Source organism: Pseudomonas gozinkensis (assembly GCF_014863585.1).
Lineage (GTDB): Bacteria > Pseudomonadota > Gammaproteobacteria > Pseudomonadales > Pseudomonadaceae > Aquipseudomonas > Aquipseudomonas gozinkensis.
The window spans coordinates 2,741,676-2,756,111 of the sequence record NZ_CP062253.1 but is presented as its reverse complement, the minus strand read 5'-3'; the positions used below and the strand labels follow the sequence as shown (position 1 = coordinate 2,756,111).

Here is a 14,436-nt window from a genome sequence, read left to right as displayed (position 1 = left end):
GTTTTCCCTCAACGAGGACATGCCCGGGAACCTGCAAACCCTCAAGAGCGTCGTTAAATGGCAGAATCCCCGCAACTGATGATTTCGGAGACCCACAATGCTTCGCCTGTTTGAACAACGGCTCGATCCCTTCCCGCCTGACGAAGCACCGCCACCGCCGGTCGGTCTGGCGCGGTTCCTGTGGGCCTGCACCCGCGGCGCTCGCGGTTATATCCTCGCGCTGGCGCTGCTCAGTGCCGGTGTGTCGATCTACGAAGCCTGGTTGTTTTCCTTTCTGGGTCAGGTCGTGGATCTGCTCTCGACGTGGCAGGCTGGCGGCGACGTAAACGGGCAAGAGAGCCGCGTGCTGTGGGGCATTGGCATCGTGTTGCTGACCAGCGTCGGGCTGGTGGCGCTGCGCACCATGGTTCAGCACCAGGTGTTGGCGATCAACCTGCCGTTGCGGCTGCGCTGGGATTTCCATCGGCTGATGCTGCGGCAGAGCCTTTCGTTCTTTTCCGACGAGTTTTCCGGGCGGGTCACCACCAAGGTCATGCAGACGGCACTGGCCGTGCGCGAGGTGCTGTTCACCGTTATCGAGATCGCACCGGGCATTGGCGTTTATTTCATTGCGATCATCGCGCTGGCCGGCGGTTTCGCCCTGAAACTCATGCTGCCGTTCATTGCCTGGGTCGCGCTGTTCGGGCTGGCGATGCTGTATTTCGTGCCACGCCTGGGCCAGGTCGGACAGGAACAGGCCCATGCGCGCTCATCGATGACGGGGCGGGTTTCGGACGCCTACACCAACATCACCACGGTGAAACTGTTCTCCCACTCCAAACGTGAAGCGCACTTTGCGCGGGCGGCGATGGAGGATTTCAAGCAGACCGGCTTCCGTCAGATGCGTCTGGTCAGCCAGTTCGAGATCGTCAATCAGGCGCTGGTCGTCGGGCTGATCATGGGCGCCGGCGGCTACGCCTTGTGGCTGTGGCATCAGGGCGAAGTCGGCACCGGCGCCGTGGCGGCGATCACGGCCATGGCGTTGCGCATCAACGGCATGTCGCACTGGATCATGTGGCAGATGACGTCGCTGTTCGAAAACATCGGCACCGTGCAGGACGGGATGGACACCCTGACCCGTGGCCCCAAGGTGCAGGACGCGCCGGACGCCGGCGTGCTGGTGCCTGCCGGCGGCGCCGTGGAATTCGACAACGTGAGCTTCAACTACAACGGCGAACGCCAGGTGCTCGACGGCTTGAGCCTGAGCATCCGGCCGGGGGAAAAAATCGGTCTGGTGGGCCGCTCCGGTGCCGGTAAATCCACGCTGATCAACCTGCTGCTGCGCTTCTATGATGTTGACCGTGGCGAGATTCGCATCGACGGGCAAAACATCGCGCAGGTGACGCAGGACAGCCTGCGCAGCGCGATCGGCATGGTCACTCAGGACACGTCCCTGCTGCACCGCTCCATTCGCGACAACATCGCCTACGGCCGACCGGACGCAACCGACGAACAGATCCAGCGTGCTGCGACCAACGCCCAGGCCGACGGCTTCATCAACCAGCTCAGCGACCGCCAGGGCCACACCGGCTACGACACGCTGGTAGGCGAGCGCGGCATCAAGCTTTCCGGTGGCCAGCGCCAACGCATCGCCATCGCCCGGGTGATGCTCAAGAACGCGCCGATCCTTCTACTGGACGAAGCAACAAGCGCCTTGGATTCCGAAGTCGAAGTCGCCATTCAGGAAAGCCTCGATGAAATGATGCAGGGCAAGACCGTGATTGCCATCGCGCATCGACTGTCGACGATTGCGGCGATGGATCGACTGATTGTCATGGATGAGGGGCGCATCATCGAGCAAGGTACCCACACCGAACTGCTGGCGAAAAACGGCACCTATGCGCGGCTGTGGCAGCATCAGAGTGGCGGGTTTCTGGGTGAGGATCAGGGCGTGGCCGAGGCGATGGATCAGGCGTGAGTCCTCTGATCAGCCCCGCGATAACGATTGCGGGGCTGATTGCCGCGCAGAGGATTAGGCAAGGTTCAAAGACAAACCGGCATAGGTGAACGATTTATCGCTGGCTACCATGACGTCACACCTGATTTGCGGAGTACGTCATGCACCACACCAAAACCCTCTTCATCACCGGCGTCAGCAGCGGCTTCGGCCACGCGCTGGCCAAGGAAGCACTGGCCGCCGGACACCGCGTCATCGGCACCGTGCGCAGCGAAGCCGACCTGCAAGCCTTTCAGGCTCTATCTATCGATAATGCGTATGGCGTGCTGTTGGATGTCACGGACTTCGACCGCATCGATAGCGTCGTGGCAACCGTCGAAGCGACCCACGGCCCGGTCGATGTGCTGATCAACAACGCCGGCTACGGCCATGAAGGCATCTTCGAAGAATCGCCGCTGGAGGACATGCGCCGCCAGTTCGACGTGAATGTGTTCGGCGCGGTTGCCGTGACCAAGGCGTTTGTGCCGTTCTTTCGCAAGCGGCGGGCCGGCCATATTCTCAATATCACGTCGATGGGCGGCACGATCACGATGCCGGGCATTGCCTACTACTGCGGCAGCAAGTTTGCGCTCGAAGGCATCTCCGATACCCTGAGCAAGGAACTGGCGCCGTTCAATATCTTCGTGACCGCCGTCGCACCGGGTTCATTTCGAACCGACTGGGCCGGTCGCTCGATGCAGCGCACGCCCCGCAGCATTGGCGACTATGACGCCAGCTTCGATCCGGTGCGCAAGGCGCGCGAAGACAAGAGCGGCAAGCAACTCGGCGATCCGCGCAAAGCGGCGCAGGCGATGTTGCAGATCATCGCCTGCCCTGCTCCGCCAGCGCATCTGTTGCTGGGCAGCGATGCATTGAGCCTGGTGCGCGACAAGCTGAAACGCGCCGCCAGCGAGATCGACCAATGGGAAGCGCTGACCCGTTCCACCGACCATTGAACGGCCCACAGAGAGAACGCAATGAAACAGGCCGACGCAAGTACTTCGCGCATGGTGCAGCTCATGGAAGCGCTGGCACCGGTCGAGGGCTACAACCTCAGTGCCTTGGAGGGCGTGCGTTTCTTGCGCTCGAACCGGCCACTGACCCGCACGCCGGTGCTGTACGACCCCGGCATCGTGATTCTCTGTCAGGGGCAGAAGCGCGGGTATCTGGGCGATGACGTCTACGTCTATGACGCCCAGCATTATCTGGTGGTGTCCGTTCCGATCCCCTTCACCATGGAGACCGATGCTTCCGAGGCCGAGCCAATGCTCGCGATCTATATGCGACTCGATTTCCAGGTGGCCAGCGAGTTGATGCAGCAAGTGGATGACGTCCACGGCCCGAGCGATGCTCAACCAAAAGGCATGTTCGCCTCGCCGATGGACGACAGCCTGCGCGCATCGACACTGCGCTTTCTCGAAGCCATGAGCATTCCGGGTGAAGCGCAGATATTGGGGCCGTCACTGTTGCGGGAAATCTATTACCGCATCCTGACCGGCGAGCAAGGCGGATCGATGCGCGCCGCACTCAATCGGCAAGGGCACTTCGGCAAGGTGACGCGGGCGATCCGCAAGATCCACAGCAGCTATCAGGAGCGCCTGGACGTCGAGCAATTGGCCCGCGAAGCGAGCATGAGCGTGCCCAGTTTTCACCTGCACTTTCGCAGTGTGACGGACGCCTCTCCCATGCAATATTTGAAGTCAACGCGCCTGCATCAGGCGCGCTTGTTGATGCTGCGCAATGCCATGACTGCGTCAGCGGCGGCGTTCAGTGTCGGCTATGAAAGTGCTTCGCAATTCAGCCGTGAGTTCAAACGCTTTTTCGGCCGAACACCGCAGGCGGAGATCGAGTGGATGAAGGCAACCTATGCGTTGCCTGCGCCGACGTCGGCCTCGGTCTATGTTTCGTCGCATTAGCCGTCAGGCATCTACAGGTGATTGCGGAGTGTCGGGGTCCAGTTGTCGACGGCGGAACTGTCCAGGTGGCTGGCCATGGATCTGGCGAAAGCGTCGAGAAAAATAAGCTTCATCGGCGAAACCACATAACCTCGCGACCTCGCCCACTGATCGCGTCCCGTTGAGCAGGTAATTGCGCGCCGCATGCATTCTTCGCTCCAGCACCAGCTCGGTGAAGGTCTTGCCGATTTCCTTGCGCAGCCAGTGCGTGAGATAGGTCGGTGACAGATAGGTAGCCGCCGCGACCTTGATCAGATTGAGATCGGGGTCGGCAATGTTCTTGCGCAGATACTCGAACATCCTGCTCAACGCATCCCGCCGGCTGGCTTGCGCAGCATTTTCTTCCGCCAGGCGTTTGAGTGGTTCGGCATACAGGACGCACACCTTGCCCACCAGTTGCAGGAGCAATCCCTTGAGCACTTCGCGTGTACCGAACTGACGATTCTCGTCCAGCCTGCGCATCTGGTCGATCAAGCCACAGATTTCGCTGAAATCCTCATTCCCCAGAATGAAATCCAGATGCTCCTGAAAGCGGAAAGGCGACAACTCGGGGGCCAGGAGAATCGATACCTCCTCCAGATCCATCGGGTCGCACTGCAAATGCGGCAGCAGAAAGGTCTGGGAAAAGTTGATCACCATGAAATTGCTGTCCGCCGGATGCGGAATCACGTGCACACGATGGGGCAGGATGAACGCCAGCGCATTGCGCGGGAATGGACGAACCGCACTGCCGATGTGCTGCACCGTGTCACCGCCGAGGTTGATCTGGATCTGGAAGTATTCGTGTCGATGCGGGCTGGTCTCGGCGCGGCGACCCTTCTTGTCACGAATATAGAAGTCCATCATCTCGCTGCGTTGCTGCATGACGTAGGTGGGTACACGGCATTGTGACGTCATTTCCAAAGAATCTCTCGACAGGTATTGGGGCAGGATTTCCTGGCGTTGCCGAGCAATCGGCGTGGCTCATCTTGAAGGTTCATCGCCAGCCCTTCAAGCAGTCATACGATGACATCAGGCTCAGTGAATTTTCTACACCGCGGGTACCGAGGGTGCCTGTCCAAAAAAAGCGACCGTACAGTCATTGTTTTTTCCATTCAAAAACAGTGACATATAAAGAAAACAAGAAACCATCTGGAAAATTCACTGTATGGATTTTTTTGGACAGGTTTATCTGGCACTCCCTTCTCCGGAAAAAATGATCTAACACCTTGATTGATTTAAAGAGGTTGTACGACCACTGTATTTCCCACGCAGCCCAACCTCTTTCAAAAACAACAGAAGGTGCGCACGTCATGAATCCGCTATTGCTCCCCGCCGCCCCTCCCCACTCATTACCGACGACGCCAGCCGGGAGACGTTCCTGAACGTCTGACCCTGGCCGTTGGTGCCATTGGTTTCAACTTCGATTGCCTTGCTCCCGGACGGAGGGCAACGGCGTCGGCTGTCCGCAAACAACTCGACACTTCTAACAATAACGAGGTCCACTCATGTCGAATTCGCACACCTCTCAGACCACCGCCCCGCCGTTGATTGTCACCGACAGGGACGCCGTGTCATCCCGGAGACTGCCAACACGGCGACGCTGGTTCATGCTCTCGCTGTTGCTGATTGCGACGATCATCAACTACATCGACCGGGTGAACATCTCGATTGCTGCCCCGTTCATGGCCAAGGACCTGGGCCTGGACAAGATCGAAATGGGGCTGATCTTCTCTGCCTTTGCCTGGACATACGCACTCGCTCTGGTGCCGGCCGGGTTTATCGCCGACCGCTTCGGCTCACGTTTTACCTACGGGGTTTCACTGATCAGTTGGTCGACCGTGACCGTATTTCAAGGCTTCGCGACGGGATTCGCTTCGCTGTTCGGCCTGCGCCTGGCCGTCGGGGCGATGGAAGCACCCGCGTTTCCGGCCAACAGCCGTGCCGTGACCGTGTGGTTTCCGGCCCGGGAACGGGGCATGGCCAGCAGCATCTACGTCTGCGGGCAATACCTGGGGACGGCGCTGTTTACCGGTGCGTTGCTGTGGCTGGCCACAACCTTTGACTGGCGCCATGTCTTCTACAGCACCGGCGCGCTCGGCATCGTCTTCGGTGTGCTGTGGCTGTATCTGTATCGCGATCCGTTGAACTGCAAGAAAGTCAGCAAGGAGGAGCTGAAATACATCGAGGCCGGTGGCGGACTGGTCAAGAGCAGTCAGGAGCGCACCCGTTTCAACTGGCGGCAGATCGCCGAGCTGTTCAGCTACCGTCAGGTCTGGGCCATTTGCATCGGCAAATTCGCCAGCACTTCGGCGCTGTACTTCTTCCTCACCTGGTTCCCCACCTACCTGATCGAAGAACGCCATCTGACCACGATCAAGGTCGGGATCTTTGCCGTGATGCCCTTCGTGGGCGCAACGGTCGGCATCCTGCTCGCCGGCATCGTGTCCGACCTGCTGATCCGTCGTGGCTATTCAATGTCCTTCGCTCGGAAACTGCCGCTGGTGGTCGGGTCGATGCTGGGCATGTCGATCGTGCTGGTGAATTTCACCGACTCGAACGTCATCTGCATCGCCGTGCTGACCATTGCCTTCTTCGCTCAGGGCATCGCGTCGTCCTCATGGGCGGCGGTGTCGGAGGTGGCCCCCAAGGAACTGATCGGGCTGACCGGCGGGATCACCAGCCTGGCCGCGAACATCGGCGGCATCGTCACTCCGATCGTGATCGGTGCCATCGTCCACGCCACCGGCTCGTTCGCCTGGGCGTTCTGGTTCATCGGTGCCGTGGCGCTGATCGGCACCCTCTCTTATTCCTTGCTGCTCGGTCGCCTGTACCGCATCGAGTTGAAAACGCGCTGAAGGCAGAACAACTGTTTTCTCCAATTTGAGGCGGCTTTCGTCCAACTTCGCCAGCGATTGCCGCCGTACGCTGCACCCTCACACAGGACTTCCAGCAGGATGAACATGACCGAATACGTCTTTACCCCGGATCTGCCAGTGACCTTGCCGGTGGTCGGCAGCAAGCAACGCTTTCCCGTCGGACGAGTGTTCTGCGTCGGCCGCAACTACCCATGGCCGGACACCCAGGGCCAGCCTCGCCAGCCGCCGGTGTTCTTCATGAAACCGGCAAGCTGCGTGGTGGACGCTGTTGGTGAAGTGATCTTCCCGTCACTGACCGAAGAGTTTGCCCATGAAATCGAGCTGGTCGTGGCCATCGGTGAAGGCGGCGCGCAGATCCCCGAGAGCCAGGCGCTGGCCTACGTCTGGGGCTATGCCGCCGGACTGGATCTGACCCGTCGTGACGTACAGCGGCTGGCCAAGCGCAACGGCATGCCATGGGAAGGTGCCAAGGTGTTTGACGGCGCCGCACCGATGACCGCCATTGTGCCGGTCACTCGGACCGGTCGGCTTGAAGGGGAATTATGGTTGAGCGTGAACGGCGAAGAACGCCAGCGCGATCGACTCGACAGCCAGATCTGGTCGGTGAGTGAAGTCATCAGCCGCATCTCGCAATCCGTAACACTCAAGGCCGGTGACCTGATCATGACCGGCAGCCCCGCCGGCGTCGATGTCTTGCAACCCGGCGACATCATCAATGCCGGGATCGACGGCATCGGCCAACTCAAAATGCGCGTCGGCCCTCGGCCTTGAGTCTGTCATTAAGTGATTGGAAAAAAGGAGAACAACAAGATGTCTGACACTCAATCCTTGAAAGTCGCCCTGGTGACCGGCGCCGGCAGCGGGATCGGCCGTTCCGTGGCCCTGGGCCTGCTGGCCGACGGATACACCCTGGTGCTGGCCGGACGCCGGCCAGAACCCTTGCAGGCCTTGGTCGATCTGGCGGCCAGCGAAGGCCGCGAAGCCCTGGCGGTGCCCAGCGATGTACGCGACCCTGCCAGCGTCGATCAGCTGTTTGCAACCATTGCCGAAGTCTACGGACGCCTGGACGTGGTCTTCAACAATGCCGGGGTCAATGCCCCCGCCGTGCCGCTGGATGAGCTGACGTTCGAGCAGTGGCGCAACGTGATCGATACCAACCTCAACGGTGTTTTTCTCTGTGCCCGCGGCGCGTTCGGGCTCATGCGCCGGCAACAGCCACAGGGGGGTCGCATCATCAATAACGGTTCGATTTCGGCCCACACCCCACGTCCTTTCAGCAGCGCGTACACCGCCAGCAAACACGCGGTATTGGGATTGACCAAATCCCTGGCCCTGGATGGTCGGGAATTCAATATCGCCTGCAGCCAGATCGATATCGGCAATGCCTTGACCGAAATGTCGGTGCGCATGACCAAAGGGGTGCGCCAGGCCAACGGCAGCATCGCCGTGGAGCCGATGGTCGACGTCAAGCACGTCGCCGACGCTGTGCGCTACATCGCCGGTCTGCCACTGTCGGCCAACGTCCTGAACATGACCGTCATGGCCACTGCCATGCCGTTTGCCGGCCGCGGTTGAGCCGGCTTTTTTATTGCGTAAGTGAGGTTTACATGAAGCCAGAAGTCTTGCAGCTCAGCCCGATCCTGATTCCTGAAATCAATGCCCGTCTCGGCGAACTGTTCACGATCAGACGTTATTTCGAGCAGGCCGACAAAGCGGCGTATTTGCAGGAACACGGCGCCAACATTCGCGGCGTGATCACCGGTGGCCACACGGGCATCAGCCAGGCGCTGATGGCGCAACTGCCCAAACTGGAAGTGGTGGCGGTCAACGGTGTCGGCACCGATGCGGTCGACCTGGCCTACGCCAGGGATCGCGGGATCCGCGTGACCGCGACCATCGGCGCACTGACCGAAGACGTGGCCGACCTGGCCATCGGATTGCTGATCGCCGTGTGCCGCGGGCTGTGCACCAGTGACCGTTATGTTCGCTCGGGTCAGTGGCCGCAGAGCCCGACGCCGCTTGCACCGCTGCCGCTGGCACGTCAGGTGTCCGGCATGCGTATCGGCATCGTTGGCATGGGCCGGGTCGGCCGAGCGGTCGCCACCCGAGCTGCTGCGTTTGGCTGCCCGATCAGTTACACCGACCTGCAACCGATGAGCGATGTCAGCCACACGTTCATCGCCGACCTCAAGCAATTGGCCCGCGACAGTGATGCCCTGATTCTTGCGGCGGCGGCCGACAAGGCCGAGGCCATCATCGATGCCTCCGTGTTGCAGGCCTTGGGCAAGGGTGGATACCTGATCAACGTGGCGCGCGGCAAACTGGTCAACGAAACCGATCTGGTGGCGGCACTGAAGGCCGGCGAGATCGCGGGTGCGGCGCTGGATGTTTTCGTCGACGAGCCAAACGTGCCTGAAGCCTTGTTTGCCAATGAACAAGTGGTGTTGCAACCGCACCGCGCCAGCGCGACCCTTCAGACTCGCACCCGGATGGGCGAAATGGTCGTGGCGAGCCTGTTGGACAGCTTTGCCGGAAAGACTCCGCAAGGCTGTGTAACCGGCTGAGCCTCACAGTCATCGGGGGCCGCTGCCCCCGATGATGGGTTCCGGACCCGATCGGACTACAACGTGTAGGAGATACCGACCTGCACCGTTCTCGGCGCCCCCGGATAGGCGTAGACGTTGCCGAATGCACCTTCGTCGTAGTCCCGGTCAAACAGGTTTTTCAGGTCGAGGTTGAGGCGCACCTTGTCATTGACCTTGTAGTAGCTGAGCAGGTCGACAACGGTGTAGCTCCCCATCGAGAACGCGGTGTTCGCCGTTTGACCCGCGCGCTCATTGACATATTTGAGGCCCGTTCCCAGACCGAGACCACGAAGGGCACCATCCTGGAACTCGTAGACGTTGAGCAGGCTGAAGCTGTTTTTCGGGATGTTCATCAGTCGCGTGCCGGAGCGGATCACGTTGTCCTTGGTCACCTCGGCATCGACGTAGGCGTAACCCCCGATGACGCGCCACTCGGGAGTCAGATTGCCGGCAACATTGAGGTCAAACCCTCGGCTGCGCACTTCCCCGGCAGCCACGCTGAAAGTCGAATCCACCGGGTCAGTGGTCAGGACATTACGCTTTTCAATCTGATAGATCGCCGCGTCAACACTCAGCTGATGATCCAGCGCTTCCCATTTGATCCCCATCTCCCAGGATTTGCCTTTCTCCGGTTCAAAGCCGCCACCCTGCCGACTTGCGCCGGTATTGGGTTTGAAGGAACGCGCGGTGTCCGCGTAGACCGCGAGGGTGTCAGTCAGGTCGTAGGTCACACCGATGCGGGGTGTCACGGCATTGTCACTGGCCTGCCAGTTTTTGCCGCCGGGCACGTAGGTTTCGTAGTCGTGTTCAAAGCGCTCGAAACGTGCGCCGGCCAGGACTTTCAGGCGCTCGGTCAGGGCCACCTGATCCTGTACGAACGCCGCGTAGGTCTTGAGATTTTCCTTGTCGTGGGTCGGGGTGCGCGTCAGTGCCGGACGGGGCTGCCCATAGACCGGATTGAAGATATCGATCGGATAGGCACTCACCGCGCCGCTGGAGCGCTGGATGATCGACTGGTAGTCGTAGTCCTCGTATTCGATACCGGTCAGCAACGTATGCTGCAGTCCGCCGGTGAAGAAGTGACCGGTCAGGTTGAGTTGGGTGTCCTTGTCCGTCCACTCCAGCTTGCGATAGTTGAAGTTTCGTCCCAGGGTCCGGCCGTCGGCGGCGATGCCGTTGGCTTCAATGGCATTGCCCTGCAAGGTCCCGTCGAGCCACTGGAATCCACCGCCGAGCGTCCAGTCATCATTGAGCACATGTTCAAAGCGCAATTGCGCCATGTTGTTGTCGTTGTGCAACTTGCCGGCGTCCGGTTCACCGAAGAAGGTGTCGCGGGAGGCGGTGCCGATCTGCCGGGGATAACGCGTCGCGCCCCGGTCCAGCGGATGGTTGTTGCGCATGAAGTCACCCTCGAAGATCACTCGGGTGTCATCGCTGGCTTGCCAGGTCAGCACAGGGGTCACGCCGTAGCGTTCGGTTTCGACGTGATCGCGGAACGTATCGCCGCCCTCACCCACCACATTCAGGCGATAGGCCAGACGCCCCTCTTCATCGAGCGGGCCGGAAGCATCCAGGGTACCGCGCTGCATGCCTTGGTCATTCAACTGGCTGCCGAGTGTGACCGTGCGCTCGGGCAACGGTTGTTTGGAAACGACATTGAAGGTACCGCCCGGATCGCCACGGCCGTAGAGCATGGTCGCCGGCCCGCGCAGGACCTCAAGACGCTCGACGGTGTTGGCATCCGGCATGTTCGGATACCCGCGATTGATCGGGAAACCATTACGGTAGAACTCGCCGGTGGTAAATCCGCGCACGGTGAACGTGGTCAGTCCCTGGCCGCCGAAATTGTTGGCACGTCCGACGCCGCCCGCGTAATCCAGTGCGTCCTGCAGCCGCGTGGCACCGATGTCTTCGACCGCATCTCTGGTGACGACACTGATGGACTGTGGCGTTTCATGGATCGAGGTATCGGTTCGGGTGGCGCTGGCCGAACGGGTCGCGCGATATCCCTGTACCGGGCCGTCCGCTCTTTCGTAATCCGCGGTACCGACCACATCGGTTGCATCCAGCTCCAGCGCTGACGCTGTTGAATCGGAGGGCTCGGCCCATGCGAAAGGAGACAACGCTTGCAACACACAGATGGACAGCAGAGTTCGACGCATGAGGGGAAACCTTACGGATAAGCCAGAACGAAGGGGATAACTGCCAGCAAAACGCGGCGCATGGTATACCAATCGTCGCGCACTTGATAGTTATTCCCATTCGCTTATGCAGCTGACTCTCAACCGCTTGCGCTCATTCCTTTCTCACACGCTCAGCAGGCGCTTCGTGGTCTCCATCGACGTACTCAACGACTGCCCCGTACGTTGCAGTTTGTTCAGCAGACTGGCCCCCAGCCATAGCTGATACAAGGTTTCGGCCAACTGCCGGGCATCCCCCTCAGGCAGGCTGTGGTCGACCTGGCCCTGTTCGATGCACTCGGTGATGCGCGTCACCACTCGCTCGGCGCCATCACGCAAGGTCAGGCGCATGGTTTCGGACAGGTCAGACACCTCGGCACTGAGTTTCACCACCAGACATTCGTCGCCGTGACCTTCCAGGGTGCAGCGATCCTGCCAGCCTTGCCAGTAACCCATCAGCCGTTCATGGGCGCTCAGGCCGGGCAGCGTCAGACGTCGCTCCATGTCGGCCAGGTAGTCGACGAAGTAATCCTCGAGCAAGGCCTGCCCGTACAGTTCCTTGGATTTAAAGTAGTGATAGAACGAGCCCTTGGGCACACCGGCGGTCTGCAGGATCTCGTTCAGGCCGACACTGGTGAAGCCTTTCTCGGCCATCATCCGGTGGCCGGTGTCGAGCAAATGTTGGCGGGTGTCGTCGTAGGTCGGTTTCATGGGGCACAAATTACCAGGCAATAGACCAGTCGTTTAACTCAAAGGAACGCGAGTTTGCCACACCTGTCCATGAAAAAGCTTCAGACAAAAAATTACTAGACGACTGGTCTAATTGGAATCTATGCTGCGCTCCGACAAACCTTTTCCCCGGTGTCGATCCTGTGCGAATCCCTTGCTCATGAACGCCGCCTGACCAACCCAGGGTGCTCTATGAAAATCTTGATGGTTCTGACTTCCCACGATCAACTTGGCAACACCGGCAAAAAAACCGGCTTCTGGCTCGAAGAGTTCGCAGCCCCCTACTACGCCTTCAAGGACGCTGGCGCCGACGTCACACTGGTTTCGCCCGCCGGCGGCCAGCCACCGCTGGATCCGAAAAGCGACGAGCCGGACGCACAAACTGCGGAAACCGACCGTTTCCGCCACGACCCCGCCGCCCAGCAGGCACTGGCGAACACCGGACGTCTGGCCGACGTCAGCGCCGATGATTTCGATGCTGTGTTTTACCCGGGTGGTCATGGCCCGCTCTGGGACCTCGCCGAAGACAAGCATTCGATTGCGCTGATCGAAGCCTTCGCCCGCAGCAACAAGCCCCATGGTTTCGTCTGCCATGCGCCGGGGGTGCTGCGTCATGTCGTCGACGCAGACGGCAAACCGCTGATCCAGCATCGCGAAGTGACGGGTTTCACTAACTCCGAAGAAGCAGCGGTCGGTCTGACGGATATCGTGCCTTTCCTGATCGAAGACGAATTTCAGCGTCTTGGCGGTCGCTACTCCAAAGTCGCTGACTGGCAGGTTCATGTGGTGACGGATGGCAAACTGGTCACCGGGCAGAACCCCGCCAGCTCGGCGGCTGTCGCCGAAAAACTCTTGAAGCTGCTCGGCTGAGACATTTACTAAGTATTGAAACAACTGATCCGGACACCGTGTGCGAGTTGCACGGTGTTCTTTTTTCGCTCGCGCAATAGTCGACTGGTCTAATAAGACCATGGACAAGGTATATCCATGAACAACAGCAGTTTCTTCACCCCCGCCACCCTGGGCCGCCACACCCTGAAAAACCGCATCGTCCTGCCGCCCCTCACCCGCCAACGCAGCACGCAGCCTGGGAATGTCGCCAATGAATTGATGGCCGAGTATTACCAGCAACGCGCCGGTGCCGGTTTGCTGGTCACCGAAGGTACCCAGATCGAACCCCGTGGACAGGGTTACGCCTGGACACCGGGCATTCATTCCCCGGAACAAATCGCCGGTTGGCGCAAGGTCACCGAGGCCGTCCACGCCAGCGGCGGCGTGATCTTCGCTCAGCTATGGCACGTCGGTCGCGTATCCCACACCGCCTTGCAGCCCAATGGCGATGCACCGGTGTCGGCCTCTGCCGTCGCCACCGACCGGGTCAGCGTGTTCATCGAAACTGCGCCGGGCATTGGCGCTCTGGTACCGCCGTCTGCGCCTCGCGCACTGACCACCGAGGAAGTCCAGGAACTGGTTCAGCTGTACATCCAGGCGGCGCGCAATGCCATGGACGCCGGTTTCGACGGTATCGAACTGCACTGCGCCAATGGCTATCTGGTGAACCAGTTCATCTCCGCCCACAGCAACCTGCGGACCGATCAATACGGCGGCTCGTTGCATAACCGCCTGCGCTTTCTGCGCGAAGTGGTGGCCGGGGTCGCCGAGTGCATCGGCAAGGAAAAAGTCGGTGTGCGCTTTGCGCCGCTGTTCACTACCACCGATGAAGCGCGGACTTATCTGGGCATGGTCGAGGAAGATCCGCACACCACTTACATCGAAGCGATCAAGGTGCTGCAAGATGTCGGCATTGCTTACCTGTCCATCGCAGAGGCCGACTGGGACGATGCGCCCGTGATGCCGGAAGCCTTCCGTCGAGCGGTGCGAGACACCTTCCGCGGCGCGATCATTTACGCGGGGCGCTACAACGCAGAATCCGGGGCACGGTTGCTCGAATCCGGACTGGCAGACTTCGTGGCATTCGGCCGCCCGTTCATGGCCAACCCGGATCTGCCCGCGCGCATCGCCAACGGCTGGCCGCTGAATTCGCTGAACCCGGCCACGGTGTATGGTGGTCATGCCGAAGGCTATGTGGATTACCCGGTCTACAGGGAGTAACGATTTGATCTGCCGCATCCGATAAAGCGCTCCTCACTGATC

At 60.3% G+C, this 14,436-nt stretch carries 12 protein-coding genes; 9 read left to right on the top strand and 3 right to left on the bottom strand.

From position 1 onward, the window contains the following. Positions 1 to 97 precede the first annotated feature (97 nt). The 3 genes from IHQ43_RS12215 to IHQ43_RS12205 all read left to right on the top strand — a co-directional run bounded on the left by IHQ43_RS12215 (position 98) and on the right by IHQ43_RS12205 (position 3,891). The gene (locus tag IHQ43_RS12215; RefSeq protein WP_192564554.1) at positions 98 to 1,957 is read left to right on the top strand and encodes an ABC transporter ATP-binding protein; all 1,860 of its coding nucleotides are present in this window, start codon (positions 98 to 100) and stop codon (positions 1,955 to 1,957) included. 140 nt (positions 1,958 to 2,097) lie between these two features. Continuing rightward, positions 2,098 to 2,931, top strand: coding sequence for an oxidoreductase (locus IHQ43_RS12210; protein WP_192564553.1), 834 nt, complete (start codon positions 2,098 to 2,100; stop codon positions 2,929 to 2,931). 21 nt (positions 2,932 to 2,952) lie between these two features. Further along, positions 2,953 to 3,891, top strand: a complete 939-nt coding sequence (locus IHQ43_RS12205) for an AraC family transcriptional regulator (RefSeq protein WP_192564552.1) — start codon at positions 2,953 to 2,955, stop codon at positions 3,889 to 3,891. A gap of 3 nt (positions 3,892 to 3,894) precedes the next feature. Here the strand turns inward: IHQ43_RS12205 and IHQ43_RS12200 are convergent, their stop codons facing one another. Further along, on the bottom strand, positions 3,895 to 4,827 hold the full coding sequence (locus tag IHQ43_RS12200) for a helix-turn-helix transcriptional regulator (protein WP_192564551.1): 933 nt from the start codon (positions 4,825 to 4,827) through the stop codon (positions 3,895 to 3,897). Positions 4,828 to 5,417: 590 nt separating this feature from the next. Here IHQ43_RS12200 and IHQ43_RS12195 point away from each other — a divergent pair. The 4 genes from IHQ43_RS12195 to IHQ43_RS12180 all read left to right on the top strand — a co-directional run bounded on the left by IHQ43_RS12195 (position 5,418) and on the right by IHQ43_RS12180 (position 9,352). Next, positions 5,418 to 6,767 (top strand): MFS transporter, encoded by a 1,350-nt coding sequence (locus IHQ43_RS12195; RefSeq protein ID WP_192564550.1) that lies wholly within the window; start codon positions 5,418 to 5,420, stop codon positions 6,765 to 6,767. A gap of 99 nt (positions 6,768 to 6,866) precedes the next feature. Beyond that, positions 6,867 to 7,559 (top strand): fumarylacetoacetate hydrolase family protein, encoded by a 693-nt coding sequence (locus tag IHQ43_RS12190; protein ID WP_192564549.1) that lies wholly within the window; start codon positions 6,867 to 6,869, stop codon positions 7,557 to 7,559. 39 nt (positions 7,560 to 7,598) lie between these two features. Next, the gene (locus IHQ43_RS12185) at positions 7,599 to 8,363 is read left to right on the top strand and encodes an SDR family oxidoreductase (protein WP_192564548.1); all 765 of its coding nucleotides are present in this window, start codon (positions 7,599 to 7,601) and stop codon (positions 8,361 to 8,363) included. Positions 8,364 to 8,395: 32 nt separating this feature from the next. Then, positions 8,396 to 9,352: a 2-hydroxyacid dehydrogenase gene (locus tag IHQ43_RS12180; RefSeq protein ID WP_192564547.1), complete on the top strand. Its 957-nt coding sequence runs from the start codon at positions 8,396 to 8,398 to the stop codon at positions 9,350 to 9,352. Between the two features lie 56 nt (positions 9,353 to 9,408). Here the strand turns inward: IHQ43_RS12180 and IHQ43_RS12175 are convergent, their stop codons facing one another. Together IHQ43_RS12175 and IHQ43_RS12170 are read right to left on the bottom strand one after the other, a co-directional pair. Further along, the gene (locus tag IHQ43_RS12175; RefSeq protein ID WP_192564546.1) at positions 9,409 to 11,535 is read right to left on the bottom strand and encodes a TonB-dependent siderophore receptor; all 2,127 of its coding nucleotides are present in this window, start codon (positions 11,533 to 11,535) and stop codon (positions 9,409 to 9,411) included. Between the two features lie 144 nt (positions 11,536 to 11,679). Next, positions 11,680 to 12,264, bottom strand: coding sequence for a TetR/AcrR family transcriptional regulator (locus IHQ43_RS12170; RefSeq protein ID WP_192564545.1), 585 nt, complete (start codon positions 12,262 to 12,264; stop codon positions 11,680 to 11,682). Between the two features lie 210 nt (positions 12,265 to 12,474). Between IHQ43_RS12170 and IHQ43_RS12165 the strand changes: the two genes are divergently transcribed. Together IHQ43_RS12165 and IHQ43_RS12160 are read left to right on the top strand one after the other, a co-directional pair. After that, positions 12,475 to 13,152, top strand: a complete 678-nt coding sequence (locus IHQ43_RS12165; RefSeq protein WP_192564544.1) for a type 1 glutamine amidotransferase domain-containing protein — start codon at positions 12,475 to 12,477, stop codon at positions 13,150 to 13,152. 117 nt (positions 13,153 to 13,269) lie between these two features. Next, entirely contained in the window at positions 13,270 to 14,394 is a 1,125-nt protein-coding gene (locus IHQ43_RS12160) for an alkene reductase (RefSeq protein ID WP_192564543.1), read from the top strand. Positions 14,395 to 14,436 lie beyond the last annotated feature (42 nt).

Coding starts and splice junctions, on each gene's coding strand:
- IHQ43_RS12215 (WP_192564554.1), top strand. CDS start 98: ATGCTTCGCCTGTTTGAACAACGGCTCGATCCCTTCCCGCCTGACGAA.
- IHQ43_RS12210 (WP_192564553.1), top strand. CDS start 2,098: ATGCACCACACCAAAACCCTCTTCATCACCGGCGTCAGCAGCGGCTTC.
- IHQ43_RS12205 (WP_192564552.1), top strand. CDS start 2,953: ATGAAACAGGCCGACGCAAGTACTTCGCGCATGGTGCAGCTCATGGAA.
- IHQ43_RS12200 (WP_192564551.1), bottom strand. CDS start 4,827: ATGACGTCACAATGCCGTGTACCCACCTACGTCATGCAGCAACGCAGC.
- IHQ43_RS12195 (WP_192564550.1), top strand. CDS start 5,418: ATGTCGAATTCGCACACCTCTCAGACCACCGCCCCGCCGTTGATTGTC.
- IHQ43_RS12190 (WP_192564549.1), top strand. CDS start 6,867: ATGAACATGACCGAATACGTCTTTACCCCGGATCTGCCAGTGACCTTG.
- IHQ43_RS12185 (WP_192564548.1), top strand. CDS start 7,599: ATGTCTGACACTCAATCCTTGAAAGTCGCCCTGGTGACCGGCGCCGGC.
- IHQ43_RS12180 (WP_192564547.1), top strand. CDS start 8,396: ATGAAGCCAGAAGTCTTGCAGCTCAGCCCGATCCTGATTCCTGAAATC.
- IHQ43_RS12175 (WP_192564546.1), bottom strand. CDS start 11,535: ATGCGTCGAACTCTGCTGTCCATCTGTGTGTTGCAAGCGTTGTCTCCT.
- IHQ43_RS12170 (WP_192564545.1), bottom strand. CDS start 12,264: ATGAAACCGACCTACGACGACACCCGCCAACATTTGCTCGACACCGGC.
- IHQ43_RS12165 (WP_192564544.1), top strand. CDS start 12,475: ATGAAAATCTTGATGGTTCTGACTTCCCACGATCAACTTGGCAACACC.
- IHQ43_RS12160 (WP_192564543.1), top strand. CDS start 13,270: ATGAACAACAGCAGTTTCTTCACCCCCGCCACCCTGGGCCGCCACACC.